The 16,283-nt window shown below is 68.1% G+C and carries 14 protein-coding genes and 2 tRNA genes; 11 read left to right on the top strand and 5 right to left on the bottom strand.

What is annotated here, in order from left to right:
• Positions 1–470: 470 nt before the first annotated feature.
• From WS46_RS15885 to WS46_RS15860, 6 genes are all read left to right on the top strand, one after another.
• Complete coding sequence (locus tag WS46_RS15885; RefSeq protein WP_059523749.1) at positions 471–3,596, top strand: Rne/Rng family ribonuclease; 3,126 nt, start codon at positions 471–473, stop codon at positions 3,594–3,596.
• A 131-nt stretch (positions 3,597–3,727) separates the two neighbouring features.
• Positions 3,728–4,840 (top strand): GTP 3',8-cyclase MoaA, encoded by a 1,113-nt coding sequence (gene moaA, locus WS46_RS15880; protein WP_059691075.1) that lies wholly within the window; start codon positions 3,728–3,730, stop codon positions 4,838–4,840.
• A gap of 28 nt (positions 4,841–4,868) precedes the next feature.
• A complete protein-coding gene (gene mobA / locus WS46_RS15875) occupies positions 4,869–5,486 on the top strand; it encodes a molybdenum cofactor guanylyltransferase MobA (RefSeq protein ID WP_059691074.1) in 618 nt (205 codons plus the stop codon).
• 105 nt (positions 5,487–5,591) lie between these two features.
• Positions 5,592–6,887, top strand: coding sequence for a gephyrin-like molybdotransferase Glp (gene glp / locus WS46_RS15870; protein ID WP_059691073.1), 1,296 nt, complete (start codon positions 5,592–5,594; stop codon positions 6,885–6,887).
• Between the two features lie 37 nt (positions 6,888–6,924).
• Positions 6,925–7,200, top strand: a complete 276-nt coding sequence (locus tag WS46_RS15865; protein WP_006476519.1) for a hypothetical protein — start codon at positions 6,925–6,927, stop codon at positions 7,198–7,200.
• Positions 7,197–7,682, top strand: a complete 486-nt coding sequence (locus tag WS46_RS15860; RefSeq protein ID WP_059691072.1) for a GNAT family N-acetyltransferase — start codon at positions 7,197–7,199, stop codon at positions 7,680–7,682. The genes WS46_RS15865 and WS46_RS15860 overlap by 4 nt, the downstream gene beginning before the upstream one ends.
• Positions 7,683–7,778: 96 nt before the next feature.
• On the opposite strand, the gene WS46_RS15855 is transcribed toward WS46_RS15860, so the two are convergent.
• The 5 genes from WS46_RS15855 to pncB form a co-directional block, all read right to left on the bottom strand.
• On the bottom strand, positions 7,779–9,257 hold the full coding sequence (locus WS46_RS15855; RefSeq protein ID WP_059691071.1) for a DNA recombination protein RmuC: 1,479 nt from the start codon (positions 9,255–9,257) through the stop codon (positions 7,779–7,781).
• Positions 9,254–10,243 carry a D-glycerate dehydrogenase gene (locus tag WS46_RS15850; protein ID WP_059691225.1) on the bottom strand — a complete coding sequence of 330 codons (990 nt, stop codon included), beginning with the start codon at positions 10,241–10,243 and terminating at the stop codon, positions 9,254–9,256. Before WS46_RS15850 ends, WS46_RS15855 begins: the two co-directional genes overlap by 4 nt.
• Positions 10,244–10,324: 81 nt before the next feature.
• Entirely contained in the window at positions 10,325–11,755 is a 1,431-nt protein-coding gene (locus WS46_RS15845; RefSeq protein ID WP_059523761.1) for a sodium:proton antiporter, read from the bottom strand.
• Positions 11,756–11,807: 52 nt separating this feature from the next.
• The gene (locus WS46_RS15840) at positions 11,808–12,470 is read right to left on the bottom strand and encodes a lactate utilization protein C (RefSeq protein ID WP_059523763.1); all 663 of its coding nucleotides are present in this window, start codon (positions 12,468–12,470) and stop codon (positions 11,808–11,810) included.
• Between the two features lie 86 nt (positions 12,471–12,556).
• A complete protein-coding gene (gene pncB / locus WS46_RS15835) occupies positions 12,557–13,756 on the bottom strand; it encodes a nicotinate phosphoribosyltransferase (protein WP_059523765.1) in 1,200 nt (399 codons plus the stop codon).
• A 288-nt stretch (positions 13,757–14,044) separates the two neighbouring features.
• On the opposite strand from pncB, the gene fdxA reads away from it, so the two are divergent.
• The 5 genes from fdxA to WS46_RS15810 all read left to right on the top strand — a co-directional run bounded on the left by fdxA (position 14,045) and on the right by WS46_RS15810 (position 16,258).
• Positions 14,045–14,368: a ferredoxin FdxA gene (fdxA, locus tag WS46_RS15830; protein ID WP_006753067.1), complete on the top strand. Its 324-nt coding sequence runs from the start codon at positions 14,045–14,047 to the stop codon at positions 14,366–14,368.
• A 103-nt stretch (positions 14,369–14,471) separates the two neighbouring features.
• Positions 14,472–14,547: transfer RNA gene (locus WS46_RS15825), tRNA-Asn, on the top strand.
• 75 nt (positions 14,548–14,622) lie between these two features.
• Positions 14,623–14,698: transfer RNA gene (locus WS46_RS15820), tRNA-Asn, on the top strand.
• Between the two features lie 107 nt (positions 14,699–14,805).
• Positions 14,806–15,291, top strand: coding sequence for a CreA family protein (locus tag WS46_RS15815; protein ID WP_059523767.1), 486 nt, complete (start codon positions 14,806–14,808; stop codon positions 15,289–15,291).
• 61 nt (positions 15,292–15,352) lie between these two features.
• Positions 15,353–16,258 carry an AraC family transcriptional regulator gene (locus WS46_RS15810; RefSeq protein WP_059691070.1) on the top strand — a complete coding sequence of 302 codons (906 nt, stop codon included), beginning with the start codon at positions 15,353–15,355 and terminating at the stop codon, positions 16,256–16,258.
• The last annotated feature ends 25 nt before the right edge of the window (positions 16,259–16,283 follow it).

Below are 16,283 nucleotides of genomic sequence, written 5' to 3'. Positions count from 1 at the left end.
GACGGCGTGAAGTACGTCCGCAGGCTGCCGGTTGCGAAAATACGGCGTTGCGCCCGATTTGGCCCCGCGAAGCGTGCGGGGCTTGGCGACGTCAAACCAGGGAAGTACACCCCAGGCGGGAAAGTCGGGCTGGATTCGATACTCCCCGCTGCGGCCCAAGCCGCAGCATCTGCCGCCCGTCGGCGCGCGCGACGCATTGCGCGCGCCCCGTGGCAGTGCCCCGGTCTCAGGCTTAGCGCGCTTTCGCAGCGTGCGGTGTGTGGACGCCGTGCTTTGAAGCCGTGTTCGCAGGTGCCCTTTGGCCGCCGGCCCCGTCTTTCGGGCCCAAGCGCCTCTTCAGGCAATTCTCCCCGCCATCCTTCCCGCTCCAGCGTGCCCGTGACAACACAACAAGGCGCGGCCTGCCGTCGTTCCCGCCCTCGCGACTGACAACCGCGAGGCGCCGGCAGCAGAGCCGCCTGGAGTCGTTCATGAAACGCATGCTGTTCAATGCGACGCAGCAGGAGGAGCTGCGCGTCGCCATCGTCGATGGGCAGAAGCTCATCGACATCGACATCGAGACAGCCGGGCGCGAACAGCGCAAGGGCAATATCTACAAAGGTGTCGTGACCCGCATCGAGCCGTCGCTCGAAGCGTGCTTCGTTAACTACGGCGAAGACCGCCACGGCTTCCTGCCGTTCAAGGAAGTCGCCCGCCAGTACTTCAAGGAAGGCATCGACATGCGCTCCGCGCGCATCCAGGATGCCCTGCGCGAAGGCCAGGAGCTGATTGTTCAGGTCGAGAAGGAAGAGCGCGGCAACAAGGGCGCCGCCCTCACGACCTTCATCTCGCTCGCCGGCCGCTACCTCGTGCTGATGCCGAACAACCCGCGCGGCGGCGGCGTATCGCGCCGGATCGAAGGCGACGAGCGGCAGGAACTGCGCGAAACCATGGCGCAGCTTCAGATTCCCGACGGCATGAGCATGATCGCCCGCACCGCGGGCATCGGCCGCAGCGCCGAGGAACTGCAGTGGGACCTGAACTACCTGCTGCAGCTGTGGCGCGCGATCGAAGCGGCATCGCAAAGCGGCAATTCCGGCCAGCCGATGCTGATCTATCTGGAATCGAGCCTCGTGATCCGCGCGATCCGGGACTATTTCCAGCCCGATATCGGCGAAATCCTGATCGACACGACCGAGATCTACGATCAGGCCCGTGCGTTCATGGACATCGTGATGCCGGACAACGTGTCGAAGGTGAAGCGTTACCACGACGACGTGCCGCTCTTCTCGCGCTTCCAGATCGAGCACCAGATCGAGACCGCGTATTCGCGCACGGTGCCGCTGCCGTCGGGCGGCGCGATCGTGATCGACCACACCGAAGCGCTCGTCGCGATCGACGTCAACTCGGCGCGTGCGACCAAAGGCGCGGACATCGAGGAAACGGCGACCCGCACGAACCTCGAAGCGGCGGACGAAGTGGCCCGCCAGCTGCGCCTGCGCGACCTCGGCGGCCTGATCGTGATCGACTTCATCGACATGGAGTCGGCGAAGAGCCAGCGCGAAGTCGAGCAACGCCTGAAGGATGCGCTCAAGCACGACCGTGCGCGCGTGCAGATGGGCAAGATCTCCCGCTTCGGCCTGATGGAACTGTCGCGCCAGCGCCTGCGTCCGGCCCTGTCGGAAGGCAGCCACGTGACGTGCCCGCGCTGTAACGGCACCGGCCACATCCGCGATACCGAATCGTCCGCGCTGCAGGTCCTGCGGATCATTCAGGAAGAAGCGATGAAGGAAAACACCGCGGCGATCCACTGCCAGGTGCCGGTCGAGGTGACCGCCTTCCTGCTCAACGAAAAGCGTCAGGAAATCAACAAGATCGAGTCGCGCTTCAAGGTCGGCATCGTGCTGATCCCGAACAAGCACCTCGATACGCCGCACTACAAGCTCGAGCGCCTGCGCCATGACGACGCGCGCCTCGACGATCCGCGTGCGTCCTGGAAGATGGCGGAAGAAGCCGCCCGCGAACTGGAGTCGGAAACCGGCTACAGCAAGCGTGCGGCCGACGTGAAGCCGAAGCAGGAAGCCGCGGTCAAGGGCATCACGCCCGAGCGTCCGGCACCGAGCCCGGCACCGCAGCGCCCGGTCGAACCGGTTGCGGCGCCCGCACCGGTCGCCGCGGCGAGCGGCGGCTTCATCGGTTGGCTGAAGGGTCTGTTCGGCATGTCGCCGGCTCCGGCACCCGCGCCGGTCGCACCGGCACCGGCCAAGGAGCAGGCAGCCCGTCCGGCCCGCGAGCGGACCGAGAAGACCGAGCAGCGCGGCGGCGATCGCAACCGTAACCGTCGCGGCGGCGCCCAGCAGGCTCAGGGCGGTCGCGATCAGGCAGCGGCAGGCCGTGGCCAGTCGCAACGCCTGGAACGCGAAGGCAAGGAAGGGCGCGAGCCGCGTGAACCGCGCGAGGGTCGCGAACCGCGTGAAGGCCGCGAGCCGCGCGAAAGCCGTGAGGGTCGCGAAAGCCGCGAGGGCCGTGGCCCGCGCGAAGGCCGCGAACCGCGTGAGCCGCGTGAGAGCCGTGAACCGCGTGAACCGCGCGAGAACCGCGAACCGCGCGAGCGCACCGAGCAGCCGGAAGCCGTCGAGGCAGCCGGCCGCGGCGAGCGCCAGGAACGCGGCGAACGTCGCGAGCGCGGAGAGCGCCGCAAGCCGACGCAACACGCGGCGACGCTCGAAACCGTCACCCGTGGCGAGAACCATCCGGAAGCGGCAGCCGACCAGACTGCAGCCGTCGCCCTGCCGGGCGCCGATGTCGCAGCCGACGCTGAAGCCGGCGCACGTGACGGCGAGGAACGTCGTCGCCGCCGCCGCGGTCGCCGTGGCGGTCGTCGCGAGCGCGAGGACGAAGGCGCAGTCGTCGACCACGCCGAGCAAGGCGCGGACGGCGAAGCCGCCGTGCAGGCCGTGACGACGGAAACCCCGAGCGCGGTCGAGCCGGCTCATACGGCCGCACCGGTCGCGGTGGCAGCCGTCGCCGCAGCAGGCGCAGTCGTTGCCGAAGCGGCGGCACCGGTCGCAGCCGAGCCGCAACAGGCACCGGTTCGCGTCGAAGCGACGCCGGTCGCGCCGCTCGAGCCGCTCGAGCCGGCCGTCGTCGCACCGGCAGCCGAAGCGGCACCGGTCACGCCGGCCGCTGCTCCGGAAGCCGCCCCGGCTCCGGTCGCGGTTTCGCCGACCGATGCGTTCGAAGTGCCGGCCGCGCCGGCTGCCGTCGAAGCGCCGCAGTCCGCGCCCGTCGAGCAGGCTGCACCGGCACCGGTCGTCGCAGCCGAAGCGGCTCCGGCCGCCGTCGAACCGGCTCGCGTCGAAACTGCGCCGGTCGAAGCCGTTGCCGCGCCTGCTCCGGCGCCCGTGCAAACGGCCGCTGCACCAGCGTCGGCGAGCCTCGATGTCGTGCTGGAACAAGCCGGTCTCGTGTGGGTGAACACCGACGCCGACAAGTTCCGCGCTGCTCAGGAAGCCGCGTCGCGCCTGCCGCGCGCAGTCCGCGTTCCGCGCGAGCGCAAGGCGCTGCCGCCGGTCGACACGACCCCGATGCAGCAGGTCGAAACGTCGCAACATTAAGCGACGCATCGCCCGACCAGGAAAAGCCCGCCTCCGGCGGGCTTTTCCATTTCCGCGCTGCGGGTTTCCGCCCACCGGCCCGGCCAGCCGCTTGCGGCTAGAATAGAAGCTTGGCTCGCACTTCTTTCAACATGTCCCGACGCATCATTCCTCTCGCCGACGTCAGCGGGATGCCGGATATCTCCGGCGTCGCGCATACCCCCGACGGCGCCTTGGCCGACACGTTCGCCAGGCCGCTGCGCGACCTGCGCATCTCGGTGACGGACCGCTGCAACTTCCGTTGCGTGTACTGCATGCCGCGAGACGTGTTCGACAAGAACTACCCGTTCCTGCCGCACAGCGCGCTGCTCACGCACGAAGAAATCGAGCGCGTGGCGCGGCTGTTCGTCGCGCACGGCGTCGAAAAGATCCGGATCACCGGCGGCGAACCGCTGCTGCGCAAGAACCTCGAATTCCTGATCGAGCGCCTCGCGCGCCTGACGACCCATGACGGCCGCCCGCTCGACCTGACGCTGACCACCAATGGCTCGCTGCTCGCGCGCAAGGCGCGCGCACTGAAGGATGCCGGCCTCACGCGCGTGACGGTCAGCCTCGACGCGCTCGACGATACGTTGTTCAAGCGCATGAACGACGCCGACTTCGCGAGCGCCGACGTGCTCGACGGCATCTTCGCCGCGCAGGCCGCGGGCCTCGCGCCGGTCAAGGTCAACATGGTCGTGAAGCGCGGCACCAACGACAGCGAGATCCTGCCGATGGCCGAGCGCTTCCGCGACACCGGCGTGATCCTGCGTTTCATCGAATACATGGACGTCGGCACGTCGAACGGCTGGAACATGACCGAAGTGCTGCCGTCCGCGGACGTCGTCGCACGGATCGCCGAACAGTTCCCGCTCGTGCCGCTCGAGCCGCACACGGCGGCGGAAACCGCGCAGCGCTGGGGCTATGCCGACGGCAGCGGCGAAATCGGCGTGATCTCGAGCGTCACACAGGCATTTTGCGGCGACTGCACGCGCGCGCGGTTGTCGACCGAAGGCAAGCTGTACCTGTGCCTGTTCGCGTCGACCGGCCATGACCTGCGCGCCCTCGTGCGCGGCGGCGCCAGCGACGCCGAAATCGCGACCGCGATCGCCCGCATCTGGCAGGCCCGCACCGACCGCTATTCGCAGCTGCGCGGCAGCGCGGCCGCCGACGCGGCGCCCCACGATGCCGGCAAGCGCGTAGAAATGTCGTACATCGGCGGCTGACGCGCGCCCGCCGCCCCGATTTCCCGCGATGTCCGCTTCCACCTCGCCTTCCGTCACCGGCCTGCTGCTCGCGGGCGGCCGCGCGACGCGCATGGACGGCGCCGACAAGGGCCTGCAACTGCTCGACGGTACGCCGCTTGCGCTGCACGTGCTGCGCCGGCTCTCGCCACAGGTCGACGAGACGCTGATCAGCGCGAATCGCAACATCGATCGCTATGCCGAGCTCGGTGCGCCGTTCGACGCGCGCATCGTGCCGGACGAAATACCCGATTTCCCCGGCCCGCTCGCGGGTCTGCTCGCCGGCATGCGCGCGGCGCGCGCACCGCTCGTCGCGTGCTCGCCGTGCGATACGCCCTATTTGCCGACCGACCTCGTCGCACGGCTGCATGCGGCGCTCGATGCGCAGCAGGCCGACATCGCGATGGCGGTGACCGTCGACGCGCAACAGGCACGTTCGCCGCAGCCCACCTTCGCGCTGCTGCGCACGTCGCTTGCCGACGACCTCGCGGCCGGGCTCGCGGCCGGCGAGCGCAAGGTGCGTGCGTGGTACGCACGCCACAAGACGGTCGAAGTCGAGTTCTGCGACGAGCGTGCGTTTTACAATGCCAACTCCTGGCAGGAACTTGCCGCGCTTGCCCGTCGTTGACGGCCCCGGCATCCGCTCCCGCCCGCCGCATGCGCCTTCGCGCTCCGGCGCCCTCCGCGCGCCACCGGCCACGAACCCGATACGCCTTGCGGCGCAGTCAGACTCATGATCACGCAATCCTCGCCCGCCTCCCGAACCGCACCCGATTCCGCTGCCCCGTTGTCGCTCGCCGACGCGCAGGCGCTCGCGTGCCGGTTCGCGGTGCCGGTCGACGCGTGCGACACGGTGCCGCTGCATGACGCCCTCGACCGCGTGCTCGCGGCCGACGTGAATGCGCCGTTCGACATTCCCGCGTACGACAACTCGGCGATGGACGGCTATGCATTCGACGGCAGCGTGCACGCACTTGCATCGGCCGCCGACATCGCCTTGACGGTCGCCGGCACGGCGTTCGCCGGCCATCCGTTCGACGGAGCCGTGGCGCCCGGTGCGTGCATCCGCATCATGACCGGCGCGCCGATGCCGGCCGGATGCGACACGGTCATTCCGCAGGAACGCGTGCGCGTCGACGGCGACGTCATCCGCTTCGCCGCGCACGACGTCACGCGCGGCGCAAATTGCCGCCGGGCCGGCGAGGATCTCGCCCGCGGCGCCTGCGCGCTTGCCGCCGGGCGCATCCTGCGCCCGTCCGATCTGGGCTTGCTCGCATCGTTCGGGTTGCGCGAAGTCACGGTGCGCCGCCGCGTGCGCGTCGCCGTGTTCTCGACCGGCGACGAACTGCGCGAACCCGGCGAGCCGCTCGATCGCGGCACGCTGTACGACAGCAATCGCGGGATGCTGGTCGCGATGCTCGAACGGCTGCACATCGACGCGCTCGATCTCGGGATCGTCCGCGACGATCCGGCGGCGCTCGAACGCGCGCTGCGCGATGCCGCCGCTGCACAGGCCGACGCGGTGATCACGTCGGGCGGCGTGTCGGTCGGCGAAGCCGATTTCACGCGCGACGTGATGGCGCGGCTCGGCGACGTGACCTTCGCGAGCCTCGCGCTGCGGCCCGGCCGGCCGCTCGCGTGCGGCACGCTCGCGCCTGCGGCCGACGGCGCCGGCCACGTGCTGTTCTTCGGGCTGCCCGGCAATCCGGTCGCGTCCGCCGTGACGTTCTACGCGATCGTGCGCCCCGCGCTGCTGACGCTGGCCGGCGCGCATGCGCCACCGCCGGCGATGTACACGGCACGCAGCACGCAGGCGCTGAAAAAGCGCCCGGGCCGTACCGAATACCTGCGCGCCGTCGCGACGCGCGACGCCGACGGCCAGTGGCACGTCGCGCCGGCCGGTTCGCAGAGTTCCGCATCGCTGAGCGGCCTCGCGGCCGCCAACTGTTTCATCGTCCTGGGCCACGATTCCGCGGCAGTCGACGCGGGCGCCCCGGTCGACATCCTGCCGCTCGACGGCTTGATCTGAATTCCAATCGGTATATCTCTACGGGGGCAATCCGCACATGAAGAAACAAATCTCGTCGATCGCCGCGGGACAGACCGCGAAGGCGCTGATCCTCGTCTACCTGACGTTCAGCGTGCCGATCGTGCTGCTCGGCATCCTGGTCGCGTACATCCGCTACGGGATGGTCGAACTGAGCACGATCCTGAGCGCGCTGCTGCTGAACGCGATCCTCGGTTTCGTGCTGCTGTGGATCGCCTGCCACGCGTACAACTGGGTCGCGTCGCGCTTCGGCGGCATCGAGATCGTGCTGTCCGATCCGCCGGAGGAAGCGTGAGCGGCACGCCGCTGATCCGCTCGGCCGAAACGCGCGACGTCGGTGCGATTCTCGCGCTGATGCGCGAGCTGGCCGAGTTCGAGAAGCTCACGCACCTGTTCGTCGCGAGCGACGCCGATCTGGCCGACGCGCTGTTCGGCGAGTGCCCCGCCGCCGAAGCGCTGGTGGCCGAGCGCGACGGCGCGATCGTCGCGTATGCGCTGTTCTTTCACAACTATTCGACGTTCCTCGGCCGTCGCGGCCTGTATCTCGAGGATCTGTACGTGCAGCCGTCGCAGCGCGGCACGGGCCTCGGCACCGCGATGCTGCAGCACCTCGCGGCACTCGCAGTCGAGCGCCGCTGTGCTCGCTTCGAATGGTCGGTGCTCGACTGGAACCAGCCGGCGATCGACTTCTACGAAAAGATGGGTGCGACCGTGCTGCCGGAATGGCGCATCGTGCGCGTCACCGGGGATGCGCTGAACACGCTCGCCGCACGTTGAACGCGGGCCGGCCACGCCGGTCGGTGCTGCAAAGGAAAACGGGCGCCACGGCGCCCGTTTTTCGTTCCAGCCGGCTTCGGCTGAATACGCGATGCGTCATGCATCGTCCGCATCGGCGCCGTCGGCAGCGTCCGAGCCTAGCAGCCCGGCCGCCGTCTCGCCCGGCAACGCCTCGACCTGCTTCAGCTTGCGGTTCATCACGCGGGTGCGCTGCTCGGCGGCCTCGATCGAGCGCGTGACCGTTTCGAGTTGCGCCTTCGTGCGCGCGAGCACATCGCCGAATTTGCCGAATTCGGTCTTCACCGCACCGAGCACCTGCCACACTTCGCTCGAGCGCTGCTCGATCGCGAGCGTGCGGAAACCCATCTGCAGGCTGTTCAGCAACGCGGTCAGCGTGGTCGGGCCGGCCACCGTCACACGATAGTCGCGCTGCAGCAGGTCGGTCAGCCCCGGGCGGCGCAGGATCTCCGCATAGAGCCCCTCGGTCGGCAGGAACAGCAGCGCGAAATCGGTCGTATGCGGCGGTGCGACGTACTTCTCCGCAATCGTGCGCGCTTCCATCCGCACGCGTGCCTCGAGCGCACGGGCCGCGTCCTCGACCGCCACCGAATCGGCGCGCTCTTGCGCGTCGATCAACCGCTCGTAGTCCTCGCGCGGGAATTTCGCGTCGATCGGCAACCACACCGGCGGCGCGTCGCGCGTGCCGGCATCGCGCCCCGGCAGCCGGATCGCGAACTCGACGCGTTCGCTGCTCTTCGGCACCGTCGCGACGTTCTTCGCATACTGGTCGGGCGTGAGCATCTGCTCGAGCAAGGCCTCGAGCTGCACCTCGCCCCAGGTGCCACGCGTCTTCACGTTCGTCAGCACCTTCTTGAGGTCTCCCACGCCGGCCGCGAGCGTCTGCATCTCGCCGAGCCCGCGGTGGACCTGCTCGAGCCGGTCCGACACGAGCTTGAACGATTCGCCGAGCCGTTGTTCGAGCGTCGCATGCAGCTTCTCGTCGACGGTGCGGCGCATCTCCTCGAGCTTCGCCGCATTGTTCGTCTCGATTTCCTTCAGCCGCTGCTCGAGCGTCGCACGCACTTCGCCGATCCGGCGATCGTTGGCCTCGGTCAGTTGCGTGAGCTGCCGGTTCAGCGTGTCGCCGAACAGCCGCAGCGCGACCGTCTGCTCTTCGCGCGCCTGCTGCGCCTGACGCTGCACGCTCTCGCGCATCGCATCGAACTGCTGCGCGTTGCCGGCGACGAGCTTGCCCAACTGTTGCGCGAAACCCTCGATCTGATTGTTCTGCACGGTCGCGATGCTCGTGAGCTGTGTCGCGAGCGTCTGCTGAAGCTGCGAGAAACTGCCAGCCAGTTCGGTGCGCGAGCCGCGCGCGTTCTCGACGATCTCGCCACGCAGCTCGCGCTCGAGCCGCTCGACCGCGAGCGCCTGCGCGTGCGCGGCGTCCTCGATCTGGTCGCCGAGCACGGCCGCATCGTCGTGGCGGCCGCCGCCGCGCACGATCGCGACGATCGCCACCGCGAGCGCGACGGCCAGCACGATGACCGTCGCCAGCAACAACATCGTCGTCATGCGCGCAGCTTCCCGATCACGTCAGGGTTGATCGGGTTCGGCGGTTGCCCCGCGCGCGGCCCTTCGCCCAGCGCGGCGATCAGGTTGTCGGCCGCGAGGTTCGCCATCGCGCGGCGCGTCTTCTCGGTCGCGCTCGCGATGTGCGGCGTCAGCACGACGTTCGGCACCTCGAGCAGCGCCGGGTGCACGCTCGGTTCGCCTTCATAGACGTCGAGGCCTGCCGCGGCGATCGTCCTGTCGCGCAGTGCGGCGGCCAGCGCCGCGTCGTCGACGATGCCGCCGCGCGCGATGTTGGTCAGCGTCGCGGAGGGCTTCATCTTCGCGAGCTCGGCCGCGCCGATCGTGTGATGGTTCTCCTTCGTGTACGGCAGCACGAGCACGACGTGATCGGCGCGCGCCAGCAAGTCGTCCTTCGACACGTATTCGGCATTCAGCTCGGCCTCGATCTCGGGCGCGACCCGCGACCGGTTGTGATAGATCACCTGCATCCCGAAGCCGCGCGCGCGCCGTGCGAGTGCCTGACCGATGCGCCCCATCCCGATGACACCGAGCGTCGAGCCGTAAATGTCGCTGCCGAGGAAACCGTCGTACGCCCACTTCTGCCAGTGTCCGGCGCGCAACCAGTGCTCGGATTCGGCGATCCGCCGCGCGGCGGCCATCATCAACGCCCAGCCGAAATCCGCGGTCGATTCGTTCAGCACGTCGGGCGTGTTGGTGCCGAGCACGTTCGCGGCATTGAACGCGGCCATGTCGAAATTGTTGTAGCCGACCGCCATGTTCGACACGACGCGCAGGCGCGGCGCCGCCGCGAGCGCGGCCGCGCCGACCGGGTCGCCCGCCGTCAGCGCGCCGTCCTTGTCCGCGAGGCGCGCGGCGAGCGCGTCGGGGGCGAGCGCATCGCCATTGTTCCAGTCGACTTCGAAATACTGCTCGAGCCGTTCGATCACGTCCGGAAAGATCGGACGTGCGACCAGGATCTTCTGCATCGCCATCTCCGCATGCCGCGGCCGGCACGCGGCACATCGTGCACCGCCGGAGCCGTCCGCGCTTGGTTGAAAATCGTCAGCCTACGCCGGGAAGAAAATCCACGACGTCAGCAGGAATACGGGTACCAGGATCACGAGCGCCCAGCCGAGATACGCGAAGAAGCTCGGCATCTTCACGCCGCGCGATTCCGCGATCGCCTTCACCATGAAGTTCGGCGCATTCCCGATGTAGCTGTTCGCGCCCATGAACACCGCCCCCGCCGAAATCGCGGCGAGCGTCGTCGCGCCGGTCGTCATCAGCGCTTGCGCATCGCCGCCCGCGAGGTTGAAGAACACGAGGTAGGTCGGCGCGTTGTCGAGGAACGACGACAGCAAGCCGGTTGCCCAGAAATACATCGCGTCGATCGGCTTGCCGTCGGGCCCCGTGACGAGATGGACGATCTGGGCGAACGCGCCGTCCGCACCCGCGCGCAGGATCACGATCACCGGCGCGATCGTCACGAAGATCCCCGCGAACAGCTTCGCGACCTCCTCGATCGGCGCCCAGTTGAACGCGTTGCCTTCGCGCGCCGAGCGCGGTGTCAGCGCGAGCGACGCGAGCGCCACGACGACCAGTGCGACGTCGCGCACGAGATTCTGCAGCGCGACGTGCGTGCCCCACACGTCGAACGAGATGCCCGGCTTCCAGACGCCGCTCATCAGCACGAGGCCGATCACGGCCGCGAGCAACACGAAGTTGACCTTGCCGTCGATCGACAGCGCGCCGCTGTCGGGCGTCGGGTCGAGTGCGGCCGGCCGCTCCTCGCCGGCCTTCCGGTAGAAGTACGTATCGAGCACGAAGAAAAGCGTCAGCAGCACCGCGCAGATGAACAGCATCGGCAGTGCGAGATGCGTGGTCGTCCAGAAGAAGCTCACGCCGTTCAGGAAGCCGAGGAACAGCGGCGGATCGCCGAGCGGCGACAGCGACCCGCCCGCGTTCGCGACGAGGAAGATGAAGAAGATCACGACGTGCACGACGTGCTTGCGGTTATCGTTCGCGCGCAGCAGCGGCCGGATCAGCAGCATCGCGGCGCCCGTCGTGCCCATCACGCTGGCGAGCAGCGTGCCGAGCGCGAGGATCGCGGTGTTCAGCTTCGGCGTGCCGTGCAGGTTGCCGTTGACGCAAATGCCGCCGGCGACCGTATAGAGGGCCGTCAACAGCACGATGAACGGAATGTACTCTTCGAGCAGCGCGTGCACGAGCGTACCGAACGCCGTGCCCGCACCGAACGCGGCGGCGAACGGAACCAGGAACACGATCGCCCACGCCGCGGCGATCTTGCCGAAGTGGTGATGCCAGAACACCGGCGCGACGAGCGGGAACACCGCGATGGACAGCAGGATCCCGGCGAACGGGATGCCCCAGAGTGCGGACAGCGTGGCACCGTCGAGCGTGGCGGCCGATGCAAGCGCGGGAACGGCGCCAAGCGCGGCTCCCGACGCCATGCCCGCCCAGGCGGCATGTCGTTTCATGCAGAACTTCCTTGTGCGAGTGAGTCGAATGAGGATGGATCAGGCGCGCGCGTCATGCGCCGCGTACGACGATCGCGTGAACGCGGTACGGGCCGTGCGCGCCCAGCACGATGGTCTGCTCGATATCGCCCGTGCGCGACGGACCCGATACGAAATTGACCGCACGCGGCAATTCGCCGCGCTCCGCGCGAATCAGCGCGAATGCGTCTTCATGGCCCGCGACGATCCGCGACGCCGGCACGATCGCGATGTGCGTCTCCGGCAGCAGCCCGGCCGACGCATAGGTGTCGGGGCCGGACAGCAGCACCAGCGAACCCGTTTCGGCGGTTGCGCAGAAGCAGCCGGTGAGGCCGACGAGATCGCCGTCGCGCGGCTTTCGGCATTCGACCGACAGGCCCGCGCCGGCCCAGTCGAGCTCGGCCAGCGTGCGCCACGCGACGGCCTGCATCGGCAGGCCGTGAGCGGAAAGATAGCGGGCGGCGGCGGCCGGCGCGTCGGCCAGCGTCGCGACCTCGTCGACCGTCGTCGACAAGCGAGCCGCTTCGTCGACGAATGCGGCGACGAGGTCGGCCGGCATCGGCGGGCGCGGCCCCTCGGGATGGCGGGCGAGATAGTCGGCGACGCCGTCGCGCTCCGCTGCATCGGGTTCGGGCGCGCGTCCTTGCGCCGCGCGAATGCGTGCGAGGATCTGGCGACGGGCAGCGGAAGTGTCCATGAACGGTCCTCGTGACGTTGGCGTGCAATACCGTCGGATTATACCGGCCGCCCTCGCCGCGACGCACCTGGCCGCTTGGCCGACGCTTACTGCGACGCGTCCTCGTCGACCGGCTGCGCGATGCCGAACACCTGGCGCAGGTACGCGAGATACGCCTTGTCGTCGCACATGCTCTTGCCCGGCGAATCCGACAGCTTCGCGACCGGCTGTCCGTTGCAGCGGACCATCTTGATCACGATCTGCAGCGGCACGTAGCCGAGATCGTTCGTGAGATTGGTGCCGACGCCGAACGCGAGCTTGCAGCGGTTGCGGAACCGTTCGTACAGCTGCATGACCTTCGGGATGTCCAGCGCGTCCGAGAACACGAGCACCTTGGTACGCGGATCGCAGCGGTTCGCCTCGTAGTGGCGCAGCATGCGCTCGCCCCATTCGAACGGATCGCCCGAATCGTGGCGCGCGCCGTCGAACAGCTTGCAGAAGTACATGTCGAAGTCGTTCAGGAACGCGTCCATCCCGTAGACGTCCGACAGCGCGATCCCGAGGTCGCCGCGATACTCCTTCGCCCACATCTCGAAACCGTAGGTCTGCGAATCGCGCAGCCGCGGGCCGAGCGCCTGGCAGGCCTGCAGGTATTCGTGGGCCATCGTGCCGAGCGGCGTCAGGCCGTGCTTCATCGCGTAGAACACGTTGCTCGTGCCCGCGAACTGCGGCCCGAGCCCGTCGCGCAGCGTCAGCGCGACCTCCTCGTGCCACACCTTCGAGAAGCGCCGGCGCGTGCCGTAGTCGGCGATCTTGCAGTCGGCGAACTCGGGCTTCGCGCCGAGCAGCTTGATCTTCTCGCGCAGCCGTTCGCGGCCTTCGCGATAGTCGGGCTCGCGCTGCGTATTGCGGAAATAGACCTCGTTGACGATCGCGAGCGCCGGGATCTCGAACAGGATCGTGTGCAGCCACGGCCCCTCGATCACGATGTCGATCTCGCCGTTGCCCTTCGGCGAAGGCGTGATCGAGATGTATTTCTCGTTCAGGTGGAACAGCGCGAGGAAGTCGACGAAGTCGCTCTTGATGAAGCGCATGCGCCGCAGGTAGTCGAGTTCGTCGTCGGTGAAGCGCAGCGAACACAGGCCGCGCACCTCGTCGCGGATCTCGTCGATGTACGGGACGAGATCGACGCCGGGCGTGCGACACCGGAACCGGTACTCGACGTTTGCGGCAGGAAAGTGATGCAGGACGACCTGCATCATCGTGAATTTGTAGAGATCCGTGTCGAGCAGCGAAGTGATGATCATGATTACGGCACCGCCAATATCGTGACAGGGCCCCGGCGCACCGCGCGCCGCCCGGTCTGCCGGCCATGTTACCCGAATGCGGGCCCGACCATCGTGAAACCGCCTCCCCCTTCCCCGCGCGTCGTGCGGCCGGCCGCACGCACCGCGCCCACGGTCGGCCCCATAAACTAATCACGAAACGATATAAGCCGGAAAGCCGACCACGCCATGCGGGTTTTGCGCTTCAGTTACAATGCCGCTTTTGGCGCAAACGCCACCCCATATATACCGCCAAGCAGGAGCGTTTTAATGACTCACGTTGTGACCGAAGGCTGCATCAAGTGCAAATACACGGATTGCGTGGATGTGTGCCCGGTGGATTGCTTCCGTGAAGGTCCCAACTTTCTCGCCATCGATCCGGACGAGTGCATCGACTGCGCCGTGTGCGTCGCCGAGTGCCCGACCAATGCGATCTATGCCGAAGAAGACGTTCCGGGCGACCAGCAGCAGTTCACCGAGCTGAACGCCGAGCTGGCGAAGAACTGGCCGTCCATCACGAAGACGAAGCCGGCACCGGCCGACGCGGACGAGTGGAAGGACGTGCAGGAAAAGCTGCACCTGCTCGAACGCTGATCGCGCAGCGGCGCCGCAAAATATTTTGCACGTCGCCGCTCAAAAGTGTTGACAGGTTAGCGAACGCTCCATACAATCTCGTTTCTCTGCTGTTGTTGTTTGTTCCCCGATAGCTCAGTCGGTAGAGCGCCGGACTGTTAATCCGTAGGTCCCTGGTTCGAGCCCAGGTCGGGGAGCCAAAAACGCAAGAGCCCGTTGAAGGTGGACGGGTTTTTTGTTGGCCACCAAACAAGCACGCAGATGTACCGATTTATTCCCCGATAGCTCAGTCGGTAGAGCGCCGGACTGTTAATCCGTAGGTCCCTGGTTCGAGCCCAGGTCGGGGAGCCAGACAGCGAAAGGCCCGTCATTCGACGGGCCTTTTGTTTTTCCGGCGCCCGTCGGTCACCGCCGCGCATGCTAGAGTTTCTGTCCCGCATTCGCATCCGGTTCCATCGATGAAGCACCGCCTCCTTTCCGCTGCGCCGTTCGCCCTTCTGCTCTCCGCCCTTGCCGCCGCGCCGCTCGCGCACGCGGAGGAAGTCGGCAGCGTCAACACCCATTTCCGCGTGACGGGCTCCGACCGCGTGGTCGTCGAAGCGTATGACGATCCGCTCGTGACGGGCGTCACCTGCTACGTGTCGCGGGCGCGCACCGGCGGGATCAAGGGCACGCTCGGCGTCGCCGAGGATCCGAGCGAAGCGTCGATCGCGTGCCGGCAAGTCGGCCCGCTCAGCTTCAAGGAGCCGCTCAAGCAGCAGACCGACGTGTTCAGCGAGCGGATGTCGTTCATCTTCAAGACGCTGCACGTCGTGCGCGTGGTCGACAAGAAGCGCAACACGCTCGTCTACCTGACCTACAGCGACCGCATCGTCAGCGGCAGCCCGAAGAACGCCGTGACCGCGGTGCCGATGCCGGCCGGCACGACGATTCCGGTCAAGTAAGCCCGCGCCGGCCAGACGCTCGAGCGATACACTGTCGATTCGACCGCCCTCGCGCCCGACCATGTCCGCCTCCCGCCTTCTTCCGGACTCCGCACGTTACTGGCGCACGCCGCTGCTGCCGGACGCAGACCTGCTCACGGCGACCTATCGCGACCATACGTTCGCGCCGCACTGGCACGACGCGTACACGATTCCCGTGATCCTCGAGGGCGCGGAGCGCTACACCTGTCGCGGCAGCGGCCATGTCGCCGAAACGGGCACCGTGCCCGTGATCAATCCCGGCGAGGTGCACACGGGCTCGCGCGCGACCGACGAAGGCTGGTGCTATCGCGTGAGCTACGTGCCGGTCGACTACATTCGCGCGCTCGCGAGCGCGATCGCGGGGCGCCCGCAGGATGCGCCATGGTTCCCGTCCGACGTGATCCGCGACGCCGATCTCGCGGCACGGCTCGCGCTGGCCCACCGGATGATGGAGGCCGGCAGCGAGTGCATGCCGCCGTTCCATCCGCACGAGCAGCCGGCCGCCGATGCTCCGGCCGCCGCGGCACCGCGCGCCTACGATCCGCTCGCCGCCGAAACGGCGATGCTCGATGCGTTGTCGACACTGATCGCGCGCCATGCCGACGCGCGGCTGCAGCCGGCGGCGCTCGCGGCCGACGAGCCGCGCGTCGACGCGATGCGCGAGCGGCTCGCCGCCGATCTCACGTGCACGGTCACGCTCGACGACGTCGCGCAGGCCGCCGGGCTGTCGCCGTTCCACGCAGCACGCCTGTTCACCCGGACGATCGGGATGCCGCCGCATGCGTGGCGCAACCAGCTGCGGCTGCAGCGCGCGCTTGCGCCGTTGCGCGCGGGCGTGTCGATCGCCGACGTCGCCGCGGCCAGCGGCTTCGTCGACCAGAGTCACTTCTCCCGGCATTTCAAACGGATGTTCGGCGTGCCGCCCGGACGCTGGCAGGCGCGCTGACGCGCACACGCCCATCCTGCATTCG

It is taken from the genome of Burkholderia sp. RF4-BP95 (assembly GCF_001521985.1).
Taxonomy (GTDB): Bacteria; Pseudomonadota; Gammaproteobacteria; order Burkholderiales; family Burkholderiaceae; genus Burkholderia; species Burkholderia diffusa.
Note: the sequence above shows the minus strand (reverse complement) of the source record. Positions and strands in the feature narration are given on the sequence as shown.